We start from the raw sequence: 17680 nt of genomic DNA on the forward strand, positions 1-17680 counted from the left end.
ACAAATTCCTTAGGCTCAGAGACGTTCGATGATGGTGGCGATACCCATGCCACCGCCGACGCATAAAGTGGCCAGGCCGTAGCGTTGCTGGCGCGCCTCCAGCTCGTCGAGCAAGGTGCCGAGAATCGCGCAGCCGGTGGCGCCCAAGGGGTGGCCCATGGCGATGGAGCCGCCGTTGACATTGACCCGTGCGGCGTCGATGCCCATGTCCTTGATGAACTTGAGCACGACCGAAGCGAAGGCTTCGTTGACTTCGAACAGGTCGATGTCCTCGACCCGCAGGCCAGCCTTGGCCAGCGCCTTGCGAGTGGCCGGCGCGGGGCCGGTGAGCATGATGGTCGGGTCGGTACTGGTCACCGCCGTGGCGACAATACGCGCCCGCGGTTGCAGGCCCAGTTCACGGCCTTTGGCCTCGGAACCGATCAGCATCAACGCGGCGCCATCCACAATGCCGGAACTGTTGCCCGGCGTGTGCACATGGTGGATGCGCTCCACGTGGCTATAGACCCGCAACGCGGTGGCGTCGAAGCCCATCTGGCCCATCATTTCGAAGCTCGGCTTGAGCTTGCCCAAGCCCTCGAGGGTTGAGTCGCCGCGGATAAATTCGTCATGGTCCAGCAGCACGATGCCGTTCTGGTCGTGCACCGCGATTAGCGACTTATTGAAGGAACCGTCTGCCCGCGCCCTGGCTGCTTTCTGCTGGGACTGTAGGGCAAAGGCGTCGACATCCTGGCGCGTGAAGCCTTCCAGGGTGGCAATCAGGTCGGCGCCAATGCCTTGGGGCGTGAAGTGGCTGTGCATATTGGTTTGCGGGTCGAGTACCCAGGCGCCGCCATCGCTGCCCATGGGCACGCGGGACATGGACTCGACGCCGCCAACAACCACCAGGTCTTCGAAGCCGGAACGCACCTTCATCGCCCCCAGGTTCACCGCTTCCAGGCCCGACGCGCAGAAGCGATTGACCTGCACACCGGCCACACTGACATCCCAGTCGGCCACCAGCGCGGCGGTCTTGGCGATATCGGCGCCCTGGTCGCCAACGGGCGTGACGCAGCCCAGGACGATGTCATCCACTTGGCGGGTGTCGAGGTCGCTGCGCTGCGCCAGCGCCGTGAGCAAGCCAGCCACCAGGTTTACCGGCTTGACGCTGTGCAGGGCACCGTCGGCCTTGCCCTTACCCCGGGGCGTGCGTATCGCATCAAAAATCAAAGCTTGGGTCATGACATCCTCGAACCGCTGTGGGTGTGTGCTCCTACCTTAGGCCCGATTGACACGGTTTCAATGACGGATGCGCTCATTGCTTTTGACCCCCTCGCTCGGACGAACGGTAGGTTCCTACGGGAAATCCCTGATTAATCGTTTTAGCTGTCTAGCCCTAGGGCTGGCGCCAAGATGGCAATAAGCCTCATGCCGTTTTTAGCGCAAATACTTCTTAGCTGATATGAAATGAGTCTAAGCCAGAAAGAACGGGCGCTCTAAGGTTGAATCTGTAAGACGCTGTTGCCGGGTTTTGCTGGAACAGTTGTAAGAAAAGTGCAACGTCACCTCGCGATACTGAAATAAACCAGCACGCATTTGACGCTCAGGAATAACAACAAAAGAAAAGGCAGTCAGCCATGTTCAAACAATCGAAAGTACGTCAGGCGGGACTTATTCTGTTCGCCACCACCTTGATTCTGATCTTGCCCAATTTAACCAAGGTTATTGGGTGACACTCCCCGCTTGCGTGCACACACCGCACCAGGCCTGCAGTTTTTGGCAGCACCTGCCAGGACATTGCGCTTAGCGCTCCTGTTTTGCAGGGGCTGTCTTTTTACCTGCCGTTTTCCGTTATCGTGTGCGCCCTCACTCTCTCGCAACGGGCCTGTGCCTTGAAACCGATCCTCGCCCTTTTTGCCCTGCTGCTGAGCCTGCCCGCGGCGGCGGCACAGTTGACCATCGAGTTGGACCACAGCCAAAAGACCTGGCAGACCGCCGAGTTGCTCAAGCACCCCGACGCTCAGACGGTGCAGATCGTCGATGATGTGTCCTACAAGCGCACTATGACCTATCGTGCGGTGCCCCTGGCGGTGCTCTTACCGGGCCTTAAATCTGCGAACCACCTGCAAGCCGTTGCCCTTGATGGTTTTGCCGCCGAACTTGCCGCCGCGCCGTTACTGGAAAAAAACGGCGCCCGCGCCTGGCTGGCCGTGGAAGACCCGGCCCATCCATGGCCACCGCTGGCACAGGGCAAGCCCAGCGCCGGGCCGTTCTATCTGGTCTGGACCAACCCTCAAGCCGGGCATATCAGCCCCGAACAGTGGCCGTTCCAGGTATCGAAACTCAAGCAGTTGCAGACGGTTGGCGAGCGTTTCCCGGCGTTATTGCCCGACCCGAAGCTGGCGGCGAACGACCCGATCAACCAGGGCTTTGCGTTGTTCCAGAAGAACTGCCTGGCGTGCCATCGCCTCAATGGCGGCGGTGATGCCCAGATGGGGCCGGACCTGAATGTGCCCTACAACCCCACCGAGTATTTCAGCGGGGATTTCCTCAAGCGTTACATCCGCGACCCGCAAAGCCTGAGGCAGTGGCCACAGGCGAAGATGCCGGCGTTTACAGCGAGTGTATTGCCAGACAATGAGTTGGATTTGCTGGTGGGCTATCTGCGGCATATGGCGGGCCGCAAGTTGTAGGAGCGAGCTTGCTCGCGAAAACCCTGAGAGCATCGATCGTTCCCACGCTCCGCGTGGGAACGCCTCTTGTGATGCTCTGCGTCACGCTTTGGGACGCGGAGCGTCCTCGGCTGCATTCCCACGCAGAGCGTGGGAACGATCAAAGCTCGCCCCTACCGTTATCGATCATTGCTGCGGCGCCACGAATACCTTGGCATGCATCTGCTCATGCCCACCGCCACGGCGCATCCCCCGGACCGGGCAGGCGTCGAGGTAGTCCAGGCCCACGGCCAGCTTCAAGTGCCGCTCCGGCCGCGCCAGTTGGTTGGTCACGTCAAAGCTGTACCAGGCGTCATCCAGCCAGGCTTCGGCCCAGGCATGACTGGCCAGGTGCGTGCTGTCTTCGGTATACAGATACCCCGACACATACCGCGCAGGGATCCCCAGGCTGCGTGCGCAGGCCAGGAACGCATGGGTGTGGTCCTGGCACACCCCAGCGGCACCTGCGAAGGCTTGGGCGGCGCAGGTATCGACGTCGGTCGCACCGGGGGTGTAGACCATGGTGTGGTTAAGCGCGTGCATCAAATCGATAAGCGCCGTGCGATCACGACGCTGATGGCAGTGTTGCTCGGCAAACCCGCGCAGGGCGTCGTCGGGCTCGGTGAGGCGAGTGGAGCGCAGGAACGGAAAGGCAGACTGACTTTCGTGTTCGGCCTCGCGCAATTCATCGATCTCCACCACGCCCCGGGCGCCGATGATGATGGCGTCGTGGGGTTCGTCCAGCGTGAGCACATGCAAGATATTGCCGAAGGGGTCCACCTGAGCCCGCACCGGGCGCGGCAGGTCGAGTTGCCAGCTCAGCACGTGTTGGCGCTCGCTGTCATGGGGCGTCAGGCGCAGGTACTGGATGCTGGCGCGCACCTGGTCTTCGTAGTGGTAGGTGGTGTCGTGGCTGATGGAGAGTCTCATGCCGCCTCCAGGTAGGAACTGTAGATGGCGTCGCCCAACTGGCGTACCAAAGGGATAAAGTCGGTCAGCCAGGCATGCAGGCCTTCCTCGAGGATTTCGTCGATGGCCGTAAAGCGCAGGCGCGCATCCATCTCGGCGGCCAGGCGCTGGGCCGGGCGGCCGTTGATGCCGGGCAGGCTGGCGAGGATCTGGTCGATCTCTTCGCTGCAAGCGCGCAGCGAACGCGGCACATCCGCGCGTAACAGCAGCAGCTCAGCCACTTGTCGAGCCCCCGGGGCATCGCGATAAATCTCGGTGTACGCCTCGAATGACGACAGTGCGCGCAGCAACGCACTCCATTGGTAATACGCGTGAGCCGTGCCATCGCTGACCACCGCCGCGTGTTCGCCGGCCATTTCGTAGCGGGCATCGAGCAAGCGCAGGGTGTTATCGGCGCGCTCGATAAAGGTGCCCAGGCGAATAAAGCGGAAGGCATCGTTGCGCATGATAGTGCCGTAAGTGGCGCCCCGAAACAGATGGGAGCGCTCCTTGACCCACTCACAAAACCGGCTCATGCCGTAATGGCTCAGGCCCTGCTGGGCGATATCGCGTATGTCCAGCCAAGTAGCATTGATGTTTTCCCACATGTCGGCGGTGATTCGCCCACGTACAGCGTGAGCGCTGGCCCGCGCCGCACCCAGACAGCTGTAGATGCTCGCCGGGTTGGCCGCGTCCAGGGCAAAAAAGTGCAGCAAGCGTTCAGCGTGCAATGGACCATGGCGCTCGTGGTAATCCTCCAGGGTGCCGGTGATCAACAGCGGCATGGCCAACTCGTGCAGGCCATCGCCGCGCCCGTCCTGGGGCATCAGCGACAGCGAATAGCTGACATCGAGCATGCGCGCGAGGTTTTCGGCACGCTCCAGGTAGCGCGACATCCAGTACAAATCCGAGGCAGTTCTACTCAACATGGCATCAGCCCTCGACCACCCAGGTGTCCTTGGTTCCGCCGCCCTGGGACGAGTTGACCACCAGCGAGCCTTCGCGCAGCGCCACGCGGGTCAGGCCACCCGGTACCACGCGGGTCTCCTTGCCGGACAACACGAAAGGGCGCAGGTCTATGTGGCGCGGGGCGATGCCGTTCTCGACAAAAGTCGGGCAGGTAGACAAGCACAGGGTCGGCTGCGCGATATAAGCGTGTGGCTTGGCCTTGATACGTGCCCGGAACGCTTCGATTTCTGCCGTGGTAGACGCCGGTCCAACCAACATGCCGTAACCACCGGAACCCTGGGTTTCCTTGACCACCAGCTCGGGCAGGTTGGCCAGTACGTGGGACAATTCGTCAGGCTTACGGCATTGGAAGGTCGGAACGTTCTGCAGGATCGGCTCTTCGTCGAGGTAGAAGCGAATCATCTCGGTGACGAACGGATACACAGATTTGTCGTCCGCAACCCCGGTGCCAATGGCGTTGGCCAGCACCACATTGCCGCAACGGTAGGCGGCGAGCAGGCCGGGCACACCGAGCATGGAGTCCGGGTTGAAGGCCAGCGGGTCAAGGAACGCATCATCAAGGCGACGGTAGATCACATCGACAGCCTTGGGCCCGTCGGTGGTGCGCATGAACACACGGTCATCGCGCACGAACAAATCCGCACCTTCTACCAATTCCACACCCATTTCCCGAGCCAGGAAGGCATGTTCGAAGAACGCGCTATTGAAACGCCCGGGCGTCAGTACCACCACACTGGGGTTATCCAGGGGGCTGGCGCTTTTGAGGGTGTCGAGCAGCAGGTTGGGGTAATGGTCGATGGGCGCGATGCGCTGGGCCGCGAACAGCTCGGGGAACAGACGCATCATCATTTTGCGGTCTTCAAGCATGTAGCTGACACCGCTGGGCGTGCGCAGGTTGTCCTCGAGCACGTAGTACGTGCCGTCGCCATCGCGTACGAGGTCGACCCCGGAGATGTGCGAATAGATATCGCGGTGCAAATCCAGGCCCTGCATTGCCAACTGGTATTGCTCGTTGGCCAGTACCTGTTCGGCGGGGATGATGCCGGCCTTGATGATGCGTTGATCGTGGTACAGGTCGGCGAGGAACAGGTTCAGCGCCTTGACCCGCTGGATGCAGCCGCGCTCGACAATCCGCCATTCACTCGCTGGAATGCTGCGGGGGATGGTGTCGAAGGGGATCAGGCGCTCGGTGCCTTGTTCGTCCCCGTAGAGGGTGAAGGTGATACCGGCGCGGTGGAACAGCAAATCGGCTTCACGCCGGCGCTGGGCCAGCAGTTCGGCAGGGGTGTCGGCCAGCCAACGGGCGAACTCGCGATAATGGGGGCGAACCTGCCCTGCCCCATCGTACATTTCATCGTAATAAGTGCGGATCATGCCGTACTCCTTGTCACCCGGACGCAAGAACCTTCGCAAGGCCCGTGCCAGCGGCATAAACACTTAATAATCAACCAGTTGAATAATCCAAGCGCATTCCTCGCACCGTCCTGGTGCGCACAATGGCTTGGGTCACGTCGCGCGCCTCATTGCAATGCGGTCTTTGACTATCAACAGCATAGCCAGAGTTGATTTCACTGCCCGGCTGGCGCTGCGGATAATCACCTCCATCGGCTGAACAGGAGACGTCCTACAGCGAAACCTTTTGTGCAAGCGATATCGTGTTACTTGTGTACTGATCTACTCCCTTGAGCTTCCCTTTCCGCCACCCTATCCGGGTGGCTTTTTTTTGCACGTAAAACGCCGTCCAAACAAAATCGGCCGACCCAAAGGTCAGCCGATACGCTGTGGTGCTCATAAATACCAACTACATGGGTAACCCACGCACCTCCTGCTTGACGCCCCATCCTTCGATGATCCCTCCCAGGGGCTCGACCACTGCTTCAAAGTCTTGCTCGAAATCTCCTATGCCGTCGTAGGTTGCGAACATGATTTTGCTCAGTTCCAGGTACCAGGCGCCATCGTCGCGCGCGCTGACCTGAGCGTTGAGGGACTCCCCACGAAATCGACCCGCCGCCCTGCGCGCCCGTTCCTCATCCGGGAAAATGGCGTAGAACTCGATGGGGTGAAAACGCGAGAAATCAAAGCCGCCTTCTTTCATGCGGCGCAGTACGTTGGTGCTGATGTCTTCTTGATAGGCTGTGCTCATGAAACGTCCTCCTCAAACCGATGGATAGACTTTCCGTGCTTCCTGAAGCCCCGCGCCCTGCTGGCGTGGGCACCACGGCATAACAACGCCGCAGGAAAACAAGCATGTAGCTGACAAGACCAGACCTTAGCGATTCATTCGCTGATCTCGATTGCAGAGTAGCGCGAAGCTATCACCTCCACCAGAGGTGCTCGTGTGGCGTGTGAAAAATGTTTAGACGGAGGGAGAAATATCGAGAATCTGGATACTGTTCTGGTCTTTGAGAATCTTGACCGTAGGCTCGGGTTTCCGGCCTTCCAGGTCATTGAGATCGAGTTCGGCAGCAATCGGCACCAGCTTCGCACGAATCATATGCGCAGCGTCTTCGAGGCTGGGCTTTTGTTCGCAGGTGAACTGCTGCACGGACTTTTCACCGTGATCATCAACGAAGGTAATTTGCCACGTTTGCATCGGTGCCTCCTCGATAAAACCCATAGGTGGGCTTACAAGTATCTGGACCTTGGCGGCGCGCAAAACGTTCCGCTCAAGCCCGGAGGCACCGGATCAACTGCACTTATTTTTCAGCGTGTTCTTTCAAGGCTTTCAAGGTATTGAACGGCGCTTCCACCACGAACTTGTTGGCCAGCCACGAAGGTACGCTGCCACCTGGCTCGGTGTGTACCTGGTAGGTGACTTCGGTCTGGTTATCGCCCTTTGGCACCAGTTTCCAGAAACCGTCCACCTGGGCAACCCGCACGTAGCCTTTTGCTTCTGGCTTGTAGGTCGGCACACCTTCCAGTTTGCGCGTGACGGTGCCGTCAGCGGCTTTGGTGGTGGTGACGTGGATGTACGAGTCGCGGTCCGTCACGGGGAACGGGGCCTTGAACTGGGTGTAGGTCCAGGCCTCGTCGCCTTTCTTGTCGACGAGTTGCTGGGATTTGCATTCATGGATCCATGCGCAAGCACCGACCACATCTTCCTGCAGCGCCTGGACCTTGGCCAAAGGCGCCTTGATCACCGTCACACCGCGATACGCCTTGTACTTGGAACCGGCAATCTCGCTCAGGGAGACCTTGATACCGTCTTCGTCCTTGGCGACTTGCCAATCCTCAGCCTGGGCAGTAGCCGCCAACAACAGCGTAAAACCGCACAGTACAGCCACTCGTTTCAGCGAACCCATCGTTGTATTCCTTATTGTTGAAGTTCCGATAGTAAAGCCCATCAAGCCGCCGTCATCTGTTCCCACCAACCGATCAGGCGAATGGCATCGGCCTGGTCATTGCCGCACACCTCAATATCGGGCTTGAAATCACTGCATACGGCTGGCCGCTGCGGTTGACCGAACAACTGGCACAGTTGTTCCACCGACAAGTGCACGCAGCGAACGCCAGCGGGCTTGCCATGGGGCATTCCCGGCAACGGTGAACTGATGGAGGGGGCAATGCAGCATGCGCCACAGCCTTCACGGCATTTCATGACCAGCAGGTCCTCGACGACTCAATAGGGATGGCCGGGCTAGAGTACGCCCTTAAACAGACGTTTTAAAATGGCCCAACAGGGGTTTTTCGCACAAAACAAAAGTGACCGACCAGTCTGCGACAGATGGTCGGCGACCTGGGTCACCTGTGGTGCGAAAGTTTATTGCTTGAATTCGAAATCCAGCGCAGCGCCTTCAACATCACGGCGCTCTTCGTTACGCAGTTGCAGCTTCATCTCATTGCTGAGCAAGCGGCCGTTGATCTGGAACGCGCTGTTGTCGGTGGGCTTTTCGCCAAACATTGGCGGCAGCAAGGGCACACTCTTGGGCTTGGGCATGGTACCGATGGGTTGCAAGTGCCTGACCATGTCCGAAGGCAGGGACAGGTCCAACTGTGCCGGTGGCAGTTTGGTCTGGGCGACTTCATGGGCCGACTTGGACTTGCTCGCCACGGGTGCACGCTTTTTGGTCGAGGCGGCTTTCTTTTGTGCGGCGGGGGCTTTTTTCGCAGGCGCTGGCTGCTTGGCTGAGGTCTTTTGCTCGGCACCGACAGCAGGCTTGCCTTCAGCCACCGGCGCTGCAGCCAGCACGCTGCCGGCATTGCACAGGCTCAGCAGACCAAGCATCAACGTAACGCGAAAAATAGAAGTCATATCGCCAACAGCATTAACGGCAGAAGGCCATATGCTCGCTTGTTGTGCGCGGCATGACAAGGGCACAGATCAGTCTTGTGCCCTTTTGCTCGCCTCAAAAACCCGCTGCGGCCTCCTGGCACAGCTGGCTGGCAAGCATTCCCAGGGTCATCAACGCCCTCTCCGCCTCGCGATTCCACGGCGTGCCGCAATTGAGGCGAATACAGTGGTTGAACTGTTCGGTATTACTGAAAATCAGCCCTGGCGCAATGCTGATGCCTTGTTGCAGGGCACGCACATGCAGTTCCTGAGTATTGACCCGCCCCGGCAAACTGACCCACAAGATAAAGCCGCCGGTCGGGCGGGTCATTTGGGTGCCTTCGGGGAAATACTGCTGCACCGCCAATTGGAAGGCACTGAGGTTCTTGCGGTATTCCTGGCGGATGTAGCGCAAATGACGGTCGTAGCCACCGTTTTCCAGATAGGCCGCGACGCCCATCTGCGTGACGCTGCAAGCAGAATGCGTGCTGAACATCTGCAGGCGCTGGATTTCCTGCTGGTACTTGCCGGCAATCATCCAACCAATGCGCACGCCCGGCGACAAGGTCTTGGAAAAGCTTGAGCAATAGATTACGCGGTCGAGGCGGTCGTAGGCCTTGAGGGCTTTGGTGCGGCCGAGTTCGAACATCAACTCGCCGTAAATGTCATCTTCGACGATCTGGATATCGAAGTCCGAGGCCAGGCGCAGCAACTGTTTCTGCCGCTCCTCCGGCATGGTGCCGCCCAGCGGATTACTCAGGCGCGTGGTCAACACCAGCGCCTTGATCGACCATTGGTTGGCGGCCAGTTGCAGGGCTTCCAGGCTCATGCCTGTGGCGGGGTCGCTGGGGATCTCGATCACCTTGAGGCCCAGCAGATCAGCCAATTGCAGCAGGCCGTAATAGGTGGGTGATTCAGCCGCGATCAGGTCGCCAGGGCGCGTCAGCACGCGCAACGACATTTGCAATGCATCGACACAGCCGTGGGTGATCACCACTTCGGAAGGGTCCACCACCACGCCCGCATCGCGCATACGGATCGCCACCTGGCGCCGCAATGGTTCAAAGCCAGGGCTGAACATGTAGCTGAAGGCCCGTGGGCTCTGGAAACGCGTGACCTTGGCCAACTGCTGATGCAGTGCCCGCACCGGCAGGTAGTCGACACTCGGCACCGCCGCGCCCAAGGGAAACACCCCTTCGCGGCGCGACTCGACCAGCACCTGCTGGATGATACTGCTACGGGTGACCAACCCTGGGCGCTCGACCCGTGCGATATCAGGCGTAGGCGCCGTGAGTGCTGGCGTCTGGTGCACGTAATAGCCCGACTGCGGCCGCGCCCGGATCAGCCCCTGGTCTTCCAGGTTGGCGTAGGCCTGCAGCACCGTGGCATGGCTCACATTGAGCTGGGAACTCATCTTGCGCACCGACGGCACGCGCTCCCCCGGTTGGTAGACACCGCGCCGGATGTCCTCAGCCAGTTGCTGGGCAATACGTTGGTAAAGCAACAGATTGGTCATGACGCAGCACTCGATTTCACGGGTATTTTATTTTTGTGTGAAACATACCGGCACAGTTTAGAAGTGTACGGGGACAGTTGCCACAATAGTCGAGCGCGGGCGGGAGTGACAGTAAAAACTGCGGGGGAGCTGGGGTGGGCATCGCCGAAACGAAATGTGGGAGCGGGCTTGCCCGCGAAAGCGGTGTGTCAATCAGTACATTCGGTACTGAGCCACCGCATTCGCGGGCAAGCCCGCTCCCACAATTTGGATCTGCGTCAGACTTTAGCGTACTGCGCCCAATTGGCCCTTCTCGTCAGAGAACACAATTTCCACTCGGCGATTCTGTGCACGACCACGCTCGGAGGCATTGGCTTCCACCGGGTATTGGTCGCCATAACCCTCGACCTCGATGCGCTTGTCATCAATACCCAGGTCCATCAACAGATCGGCCACCGATTGAGCACGGTCGCGTGACAGTTTCAGGTTTTCCTGCTCGCCACCGGTGTTGTCGGTGTAGCCCTCGATGCGCACCCGACGCTTGGGGTTCAGTTGCAGGAATTGCACGATCTTGAGCACCGTGCGGTTGGCGGAGTTCTGCAGTTCAGCTTCGCCAGTGTCGAACAGTACGTCCCCCAGGGTCATCACCAGGCCACGATCGGTCTGGGTGGTGAGGCTGGCGATTTGCGCTTCAACCCACTTGCCCTGCTGTTGCACGCTGGCCAGCTTGTTTTCGCGCAAGGCCAGTTGCAGGCGCTGACGTTCCAACTCCAGTTGGGTGCCGCGCTCGGCATTCAGGCCCTGCTGGGTGTGCTCTCGGGCGATGGCGCTGTAACGCTGGCTCAGGTAAGCGTAATGCACCACATCCGCGCCGCTGCCCCAGTAGCTGGACAGGCGATCGGCGCGGGCCAGGGACTCGCCGGCGCGGATCACGTCCTTGGGGGCGAAGCGCAGTACGTTGGCGTCTTCCTTGACCTTTTGAAAGTCATCGCCGGCCTGCTGCAACGCCTGCTCGCTCGTGGGTTGGCTGGCACAGCCGCCCAAGGCCGCGCCGCCCAGCAGCAGTACACAGCTCAAACTACGGATCATCGGGCTCATTGTGCGTCTCCCAACTGCAGTTGCTTACGCAGGCGAGTGATACGGGTATTGAGCACGTTCAATTGTTCCTGGCTCTTGCCGGTCAGCACTTTGGCTTCGGCCAGGCGTGCGTCCAGCTCAGCCTGCTCGGCGCGCATCCGCGCTCGCTTGTAGGATTGGTCGGCCATGTTGCCCTTGGCCCGGGCGAATTTTTCTTCGGCCAGCTTCAGTTCGGGGGATTCATCGGTGTTGGCCCCGACCGCGGTGGCTTGTTCCAAGGCTTGCTGGGTCAGGCGCATTTGTTCGATCGGCGCAGGATCGGTTGCGCATCCCGCCAGCGCGACAACGGCAAGGGCCGCGAAAAGAGCTCGAAAAATCACTGTAAATCCCTACTTTGTTGGGGTGCCGACAGGTTGTTGCAGTTGCGCTTTCCAACGCTCCAGATTGCGCTGCAGCGCGGCTTGAGCGGCACCGGAGGCGGGCAATTCTGTCATCTTTTTCGTCAGCTGTCCGCGAAGCCAAGGATCATTGCAGGCCGAGTTGTGGGAAATCGCCAGGTACAGGCCAGGCTGGTCGACAGGCACCTCATGGGCCACCAGGTCATTACTCATGCCCAGGGTCTGGGCCATGGCCATGCCGGAATAGCGCCCGGCCAGCACGTAGTCCACCTCACCCAACAGCAGTTTCTGGAAGGCCGGCGTCAAGTTGGGCAGGCGTTGCAGGTTGAGTTGCTGGCTGGCGAAGGTTTCGAACTCCGCGCTCAAGCGCGCACGTTCCGAGACTGCGCCTTTGTGGCCGTGCAAATCGGCGGTGGTGGAATAGACCACGGCTGAATCCTTGCGCGTCCATACCAGGTAGTCGGTCTGCATCAGCGCCGGATGGATGTAGTCGAAGTGGTCCAGCTCACCCAGATTCAGCGGTGCGTCGGCGAGAATGTCCATGCGCCCGCTACGCGCTTCATCCAGGGCCAGGGAGCGTTTGCCACCGTAGAGCAGGTCGATTTTCAGCCCGAGGTCCTTGCCCACTTGTTGCAGCACGTCAGCGGTCGCGCCGATCAGGTGCGTAGGGTCCTGAGGGTCGCGCCAGAGCAAAGGCGGTGCGTCCGGGCTGCCGGTGATCACCAGGCGCTCGCACTTGCCGGCGGCGAGCGTCAGGCTCGGCAGCAGCGTAAGGGCCAGCAGTAAGGCCCAGGGGCGCAGTTGCATGGCAAGACTCTCCCGATCAGTAAAAAAAAACCCGGTCATAAGACCGGGCTCTTTATAAGTGAAGTGGCTGGATTAGACCAGCTTCTCCAATTCAGGTACGGCTTCGAACAAGTCCGCCACCAGGCCATAATCGGCTACCTGGAAGATCGGCGCTTCTTCGTCCTTGTTGATCGCAACGATCACCTTGGAATCTTTCATACCGGCCAAGTGCTGGATAGCGCCGGAGATACCGACGGCGATGTACAGCTGTGGCGCAACGATCTTGCCGGTCTGGCCGACCTGCATGTCGTTGGGTACAAAGCCTGCGTCGACAGCAGCGCGGGAAGCGCCGACCGCAGCACCCAGCTTGTCGGCCAGGGCGTACAGGTGTTTGAAGTTGTCACCGTTCTGCATGCCACGCCCGCCGGAAACGACGATCTTGGCAGCGGTCAGTTCAGGACGGTCCGACTTGGCCAGCTCTTCGCCGACAAAGCTGGAAGTGCCAGCGTCGTGGGCAGCGGAGACGGCTTCAACGGCAGCCGAGCCACCTTCGGCAGCAACCGGGTCGAAACCGGTGGCGCGCACGGTGATGACCTTGACCGAGGCGTCGGACTGCACGGTAGCGATGGCGTTACCGGCGTAGATCGGGCGCTTGAAGGTGTCGGCGCTTTCTACCGAGATGATCTCGGAGATCTGGTCAACGTCCAGCTGCGCGGCAACGCGTGGCAGGATGTTTTTGCCGTTGGAGGTAGCGGCGGCCAGGATGTGGCTGTAGCCAGCGCCAAGCTCGGCGACCAGCGGTGCAACGTTTTCCGGCAGCTGATGCGCATAAGCGGCATTGTCAGCGTTCAGGACTTTGCTCACGCCTGCGATTTTCGCAGCGGCTTCAACCACGGCGCCAGCGCCCTGCCCTGCTACCAGGACGTGGATGTCCCCACCGATTTTAGCGGCAGCGGCCACGGTGTTCAGGGTGGCCGGGGCCAGAATCTTGTTGTCGTGTTCAGCGATTACCAAGATAGTCATGATTAGATTACCTTCGCTTCGTTTTTCAGTTTCTCGACCAGTTCAGCCACCGACTTGACCTTGATGCCCGCGCTGCGTGCAGCCGGCGCTTCGACTTTGACGGTCTTGTTGGTAGAGGCGGTGGAAACGCCCAAAGCGTCCGGAGTCAGCGTCTCCAGAGGCTTCTTCTTGGCTTTCATGATGTTTGGCAGGGACGCATAACGCGGCTCGTTCAAACGCAGGTCGGTGGTGACGATGGCCGGCAGTTTCAGGGAAACCGTCTGCGCGCCGCCGTCGATTTCACGGGTAACCGCAACGCTGTCGCCGCTCACTTCGACTTTCGAAGCGAAGGTGCCCTGGCCGTAACCGGTCAGTGCAGCCAGCATCTGGCCAGTCTGGTTGTTGTCGCTGTCGATGGCTTGTTTGCCCAGGATCACCAGCTGAGGCTGTTCCTTGTCGACAACGGCCTTGAGCAGTTTGGCAACGGCCAGGGAGGTCAGCTCTTCAGCAGACTCCACCAGAATGGCGCGGTCGGCGCCCAGGGCCAAAGCGGTACGCAACTGCTCTTGGGCAGTGGTCGGCCCGATGGACACCACGACGATTTCCGTCGCCACGCCTTTCTCTTTCAGGCGTACGGCTTCTTCCACAGCGATTTCGCAGAAAGGGTTCATCGACATCTTGACGTTAGCAAGGTCGACGCCGGAATTGTCCGCCTTGACGCGAACTTTCACGTTGTAATCGACAACGCGTTTGACAGCTACAAGAACCTTCATGGATTCCTCGTTACTCTCCGGTGAAAAGAAAGTCGCCTAGGCGAACCTGGCGGTTGATGCTCATCGGCACACAAGGGCACCTCCAAAGACCTCGGCAGTGGCCTTGCACACGGGAAATGACGACCGTTCGTCAGTGGTGACTGAGAGGTCATTCTTTATCGCGGCGTGTAAACTGCGCTCCAACGTTGGGGGGCGCATCACCTTTATTGCCTTCAGCCTGTCTTTGGACGTGCTCTTGAAACCTGCAGTCTGCCTACGGGAAGCGCAAAACCGACCGTATCTTGACCGGAACGCCTATTCTGGTCAATACGGCAAAATGGTCAGTCATAAGCCCCGTTGCTTTGATTTATCTAGGCTGCAGGCAATTCAAACAAACGTTTGTATTGGACGCTGTCAGTGGTCTATATATAATGCGCCACCTAGAGAGACAGGTGGGTGCTGCCTTCGCGCAGAACTACACCGAACCTCCACCCATTAGAAAAAAAAGCCTGTTGAGCCTTGAGTAGGAGATAGCCTGTGGAACGCGAATACATGGAATTCGACGTGGTCATCGTCGGCGCTGGCCCGGCTGGCCTGTCTGCCGCCTGCCGACTGAAGCAGAAGGCCGCCGAAGCCGGTAAGGAAATCAGCGTCTGCGTGGTCGAGAAAGGCTCCGAAGTCGGCGCCCACATCCTCTCCGGTGCCGTGTTTGAACCCCGTGCCCTGAACGAATTGTTCCCGGACTGGAAAGCACTCGGCGCCCCGCTCAACACCCCGGTGGTGCGCGATGACATCTATGTACTGCGCAGCCCGGAAGCCTCCACCAAGGTGCCCGACTTCTTTGTGCCCAAGACCATGCACAACGAAGGCAACTACATCATTTCCCTGGGCAACCTGTGCCGCTGGCTGGCCCAGCAGGCCGAGAACCTGGGCGTGGAAATCTACCCAGGCTTCGCCGCCCAGGAAGCGCTGTTCGACGAGAACGGCGTGGTACGCGGCATCATCACCGGCGACCTTGGCGTTGACCGTGAAGGCAAGCCAAAAGACGGCCTGTACACCCCGGGCATGGAACTGCGTGGCAAGTACACGCTGTTCGCCGAAGGCTGCCGTGGCCACATCGGTAAGCAACTGATCCAGCGCTTCAACCTGGACAGCGACGCCGACGCCCAGCACTACGGCATCGGTCTGAAGGAAATCTGGGAAATCGACCCAGCCAAGCACCAGCCGGGCCTGGTGGTGCACACCGCCGGTTGGCCGCTGGACATCATGGGTAACGAGAACACCGGTGGCTCGTTCCTCTATCACCTGGAAAACAACCAGGTGGTGGTCGGCCTGATCGTCGACCTGTCCTACAGCAACACCTTCCTGTCGCCGTTCGATGAGTTCCAGCGCCTCAAGCACCACCCGGTGCTGGCCCAGTACCTGGAAGGCGGCAAGCGGGTCAGCTACGGCGCCCGCGCGATCTGCAAAGGCGGCCTGAATTCGCTGCCGAAGATGGTCTTCAAGGGTGGCGCGCTGATCGGTTGCGATCTGGGCACCCTGAACTTCGCCAAGATCAAAGGCAGCCATACCGCGATGAAGTCCGGCATGCTCGCCGCCGACGCCGTGGCCGACCGCCTGTTTGCCGAATCCGAGGGCGGCGACGAACTGACCGCGTATGTCGACAGCTTCAAAGCCAGCTGGCTGTATGAGGAACTGTTCGCCAGCCGCAATTTCGGCCCGGCCGTGCACAAGTTCGGCGCGATCATTGGCGGCGGTTTCAACTGGCTCGACCAGAACATTTTCGGCGGCAAGATCCCTTTCACCCTGCACGACACCAAGCCGGACTACGCCTGCCTGAAGCTGGCCAAAGACAGCCAGAAGATCGACTACCCCAAACCCGACGGCAAGTTGAGCTTCGACAAGCTGAGCTCGGTGTTCATCTCTGGCACCAACCATGAAGAAGAGCAGCCGTGCCACTTGAAGCTCAAAGACCCAAGCATCCCGATCGGCACCAACCTGCCGCTCTACGATGAACCGGCGCAGCGCTACTGCCCGGCTGGCGTGTATGAAGTGGTGACCAAGGAAGACGGCGAGAAGCGCTTCCAGATCAACGCCCAGAACTGCGTGCACTGCAAGACCTGTGACATCAAGGACCCTTCGCAGAACATCACCTGGGTGACACCGGAAGGTGCGGGTGGGCCGACTTACCCGAATATGTAAGTCGTTCGCTTAACCCAAAAAGGCTCCCGAGATGGGAGCCTTTTTTGTGGGCGACATCGATAAAAATGTGGGCGCTGGCTTGCCTGCGACGGCGGCCTTCAGGTGCCAAATGTATGGCTGACCCACCGTTATCGCAGGCAAGCCAGCTCCCACAATGACCTCGTGGTGTCAGGCGGCACGCTCTTCACCTGGGTTGCGCAGGAAATAGCGTTTGTACTCCCGGCTGAACTGCGACGTACTCTGGTACCCCACCTTGTGCGCCGCCTGCGCCACACTCATGCCTTCCACCAGCAGCAACTGCTGGGCCTTCAATAACCGCAAGCGCTTGAGGTACTGCACCGGTGACAACAAGGTGCAGCGTTTGAAATGCTCATGAAAGGTCGAGGCACTCATGTGCGCAAATCCGGCCAACGTCTCGATATTCAGCGGCTCGGCGTAATGGGCATGCAGGTGATTCAATGAGGTGGCGATGCGCGAAAACTGCCCCTGTTGTTCCACCAGTGCACGCAACACATCCGCCTGAGGCCCACGCAAGGCGGTGAACAACAATTCGCGCACCCGCGCCGGGCCCATGATCCGGCTTTCCAGCGGATCGTGCAGGCACTGCAACAACCGCTCGACGCAGCCGCGCATCGCATCGTCCAGCACCACCGAACTCATCGATTCCAAGGTCTGCGCGGTCGGCGGTGGCCCGGCCTGCATGCCCATGGCAATCACCAACTCGCCCAACACCACGCGGTCGATGCCTACCGTCACGCCATACAGCGGCGCCTCGGGGGCCATGGCAAAGGTCTCGCATTCGAACGGCACCGGCATCGCCTGGATCAGGTAATGCCCGGCGCCATACTCCAGCGTGCGCGGGCCAAGGTAGGCGACTTTGCTGCCCTGGGCCACGAACATCAGGCTTGGCTCATAGATCTGCGGCCCACGCGCCACATCGCAACTGGCGCGCAGCACCTGCACACCGGGCAAGTGAGTCGGGGAAAAACCGTCGCGGGGCGTGAGCCCTTCGATCAAGGCAACCAGCGTGGCATTGGCGTCCAAATGGCGGGTCAACAGCATGGCAAAAAACTTCGCGAATAAGGGATGAC

18 protein-coding genes are annotated in these 17680 nt (G+C 59.9%); 2 read left to right on the plus strand and 16 right to left on the minus strand.

What is annotated here, in order from left to right:
- Positions 1–15 precede the first annotated feature (15 nt).
- The gene (locus AB9N64_RS10375; RefSeq protein WP_014719525.1) at positions 16–1221 is read right to left on the minus strand and encodes an acetyl-CoA C-acetyltransferase; all 1206 of its coding nucleotides are present in this window, start codon (positions 1219–1221) and stop codon (positions 16–18) included.
- A 650-nt stretch (positions 1222–1871) separates the two neighbouring features.
- On the opposite strand from AB9N64_RS10375, the gene AB9N64_RS10380 reads away from it, so the two are divergent.
- Entirely contained in the window at positions 1872–2672 is an 801-nt protein-coding gene (locus AB9N64_RS10380; RefSeq protein WP_032904974.1) for a cytochrome c, read from the plus strand.
- 165 nt (positions 2673–2837) lie between these two features.
- Here AB9N64_RS10380 and AB9N64_RS10385 read toward each other — a convergent pair whose 3' ends face one another.
- From AB9N64_RS10385 to AB9N64_RS10450, 14 genes are all read right to left on the minus strand, one after another.
- On the minus strand, positions 2838–3620 hold the full coding sequence (locus AB9N64_RS10385; RefSeq protein ID WP_019820589.1) for a transglutaminase family protein: 783 nt from the start codon (positions 3618–3620) through the stop codon (positions 2838–2840).
- Complete coding sequence (locus tag AB9N64_RS10390; protein ID WP_019820590.1) at positions 3617–4567, minus strand: alpha-E domain-containing protein; 951 nt, start codon at positions 4565–4567, stop codon at positions 3617–3619. The genes AB9N64_RS10385 and AB9N64_RS10390 overlap by 4 nt, the downstream gene beginning before the upstream one ends.
- Positions 4568–4571: 4 nt before the next feature.
- Positions 4572–5981, minus strand: a complete 1410-nt coding sequence (locus AB9N64_RS10395; RefSeq protein WP_019820591.1) for a circularly permuted type 2 ATP-grasp protein — start codon at positions 5979–5981, stop codon at positions 4572–4574.
- Positions 5982–6408: 427 nt separating this feature from the next.
- Positions 6409–6750 (minus strand): ribonuclease E inhibitor RraB, encoded by a 342-nt coding sequence (locus AB9N64_RS10400; protein WP_003193463.1) that lies wholly within the window; start codon positions 6748–6750, stop codon positions 6409–6411.
- 213 nt (positions 6751–6963) lie between these two features.
- Positions 6964–7200, minus strand: coding sequence for a hypothetical protein (locus AB9N64_RS10405; protein WP_014719530.1), 237 nt, complete (start codon positions 7198–7200; stop codon positions 6964–6966).
- 103 nt (positions 7201–7303) lie between these two features.
- Positions 7304–7909: an START domain-containing protein gene (locus AB9N64_RS10410; protein WP_014719531.1), complete on the minus strand. Its 606-nt coding sequence runs from the start codon at positions 7907–7909 to the stop codon at positions 7304–7306.
- 41 nt (positions 7910–7950) lie between these two features.
- On the minus strand, positions 7951–8205 hold the full coding sequence (locus AB9N64_RS10415) for a YkgJ family cysteine cluster protein (RefSeq protein WP_014719532.1): 255 nt from the start codon (positions 8203–8205) through the stop codon (positions 7951–7953).
- Between the two features lie 162 nt (positions 8206–8367).
- Positions 8368–8859 carry a hypothetical protein gene (locus AB9N64_RS10420; RefSeq protein ID WP_014719533.1) on the minus strand — a complete coding sequence of 164 codons (492 nt, stop codon included), beginning with the start codon at positions 8857–8859 and terminating at the stop codon, positions 8368–8370.
- 94 nt (positions 8860–8953) lie between these two features.
- Entirely contained in the window at positions 8954–10393 is a 1440-nt protein-coding gene (locus tag AB9N64_RS10425; RefSeq protein WP_003193472.1) for a PLP-dependent aminotransferase family protein, read from the minus strand.
- Positions 10394–10657: 264 nt separating this feature from the next.
- Complete coding sequence (locus tag AB9N64_RS10430) at positions 10658–11470, minus strand: OmpA family protein (protein ID WP_014719534.1); 813 nt, start codon at positions 11468–11470, stop codon at positions 10658–10660.
- A complete protein-coding gene (locus AB9N64_RS10435) occupies positions 11467–11829 on the minus strand; it encodes a DUF4398 domain-containing protein (protein ID WP_014719535.1) in 363 nt (120 codons plus the stop codon). Before AB9N64_RS10435 ends, AB9N64_RS10430 begins: the two co-directional genes overlap by 4 nt.
- Before the next feature lie 9 nt (positions 11830–11838).
- Positions 11839–12654 (minus strand): substrate-binding periplasmic protein, encoded by an 816-nt coding sequence (locus AB9N64_RS10440; protein WP_371360238.1) that lies wholly within the window; start codon positions 12652–12654, stop codon positions 11839–11841.
- A gap of 72 nt (positions 12655–12726) precedes the next feature.
- Positions 12727–13656 carry an electron transfer flavoprotein subunit alpha/FixB family protein gene (locus AB9N64_RS10445; RefSeq protein WP_371360239.1) on the minus strand — a complete coding sequence of 310 codons (930 nt, stop codon included), beginning with the start codon at positions 13654–13656 and terminating at the stop codon, positions 12727–12729.
- Between the two features lie 2 nt (positions 13657–13658).
- Positions 13659–14408, minus strand: a complete 750-nt coding sequence (locus tag AB9N64_RS10450; RefSeq protein WP_014719538.1) for an electron transfer flavoprotein subunit beta/FixA family protein — start codon at positions 14406–14408, stop codon at positions 13659–13661.
- A gap of 516 nt (positions 14409–14924) precedes the next feature.
- Here AB9N64_RS10450 and AB9N64_RS10455 point away from each other — a divergent pair.
- On the plus strand, positions 14925–16589 hold the full coding sequence (locus AB9N64_RS10455) for an electron transfer flavoprotein-ubiquinone oxidoreductase (RefSeq protein WP_020301874.1): 1665 nt from the start codon (positions 14925–14927) through the stop codon (positions 16587–16589).
- 168 nt (positions 16590–16757) lie between these two features.
- Here the strand turns inward: AB9N64_RS10455 and AB9N64_RS10460 are convergent, their stop codons facing one another.
- Positions 16758–17651, minus strand: a complete 894-nt coding sequence (locus AB9N64_RS10460) for an AraC family transcriptional regulator (RefSeq protein WP_003193483.1) — start codon at positions 17649–17651, stop codon at positions 16758–16760.
- Between the last annotated feature and the right edge of the window lie 29 nt (positions 17652–17680).

The sequence above is a fragment of the Pseudomonas sp. KT_2_4 genome, assembly GCF_041410225.1.
GTDB lineage: Bacteria > Pseudomonadota > Gammaproteobacteria > Pseudomonadales > Pseudomonadaceae > Aquipseudomonas > Aquipseudomonas paracarnis.

Bases quoted from the DNA above. Each gene is read 5' to 3' on its own strand.
- AB9N64_RS10390 (WP_019820590.1), bottom strand. From the start codon at position 4,567: ATGTTGAGTAGAACTGCCTCGGATTTGTACTGGATGTCGCGCTACCTG.
- AB9N64_RS10415 (WP_014719532.1), bottom strand. From the start codon at position 8,205: ATGAAATGCCGTGAAGGCTGTGGCGCATGCTGCATTGCCCCCTCCATC.
- AB9N64_RS10410 (WP_014719531.1), bottom strand. From the start codon at position 7,909: ATGGGTTCGCTGAAACGAGTGGCTGTACTGTGCGGTTTTACGCTGTTG.
- AB9N64_RS10375 (WP_014719525.1), bottom strand. From the start codon at position 1,221: ATGACCCAAGCTTTGATTTTTGATGCGATACGCACGCCCCGGGGTAAG.
- AB9N64_RS10440 (WP_371360238.1), bottom strand. From the start codon at position 12,654: ATGCAACTGCGCCCCTGGGCCTTACTGCTGGCCCTTACGCTGCTGCCG.
- AB9N64_RS10400 (WP_003193463.1), bottom strand. From the start codon at position 6,750: ATGAGCACAGCCTATCAAGAAGACATCAGCACCAACGTACTGCGCCGC.
- AB9N64_RS10430 (WP_014719534.1), bottom strand. From the start codon at position 11,470: ATGAGCCCGATGATCCGTAGTTTGAGCTGTGTACTGCTGCTGGGCGGC.
- AB9N64_RS10450 (WP_014719538.1), bottom strand. From the start codon at position 14,408: ATGAAGGTTCTTGTAGCTGTCAAACGCGTTGTCGATTACAACGTGAAA.
- AB9N64_RS10420 (WP_014719533.1), bottom strand. From the start codon at position 8,859: ATGACTTCTATTTTTCGCGTTACGTTGATGCTTGGTCTGCTGAGCCTG.
- AB9N64_RS10445 (WP_371360239.1), bottom strand. From the start codon at position 13,656: ATGACTATCTTGGTAATCGCTGAACACGACAACAAGATTCTGGCCCCG.
- AB9N64_RS10395 (WP_019820591.1), bottom strand. From the start codon at position 5,981: ATGATCCGCACTTATTACGATGAAATGTACGATGGGGCAGGGCAGGTT.
- AB9N64_RS10385 (WP_019820589.1), bottom strand. From the start codon at position 3,620: ATGAGACTCTCCATCAGCCACGACACCACCTACCACTACGAAGACCAG.
- AB9N64_RS10405 (WP_014719530.1), bottom strand. From the start codon at position 7,200: ATGCAAACGTGGCAAATTACCTTCGTTGATGATCACGGTGAAAAGTCC.
- AB9N64_RS10460 (WP_003193483.1), bottom strand. From the start codon at position 17,651: ATGCTGTTGACCCGCCATTTGGACGCCAATGCCACGCTGGTTGCCTTG.
- AB9N64_RS10425 (WP_003193472.1), bottom strand. From the start codon at position 10,393: ATGACCAATCTGTTGCTTTACCAACGTATTGCCCAGCAACTGGCTGAG.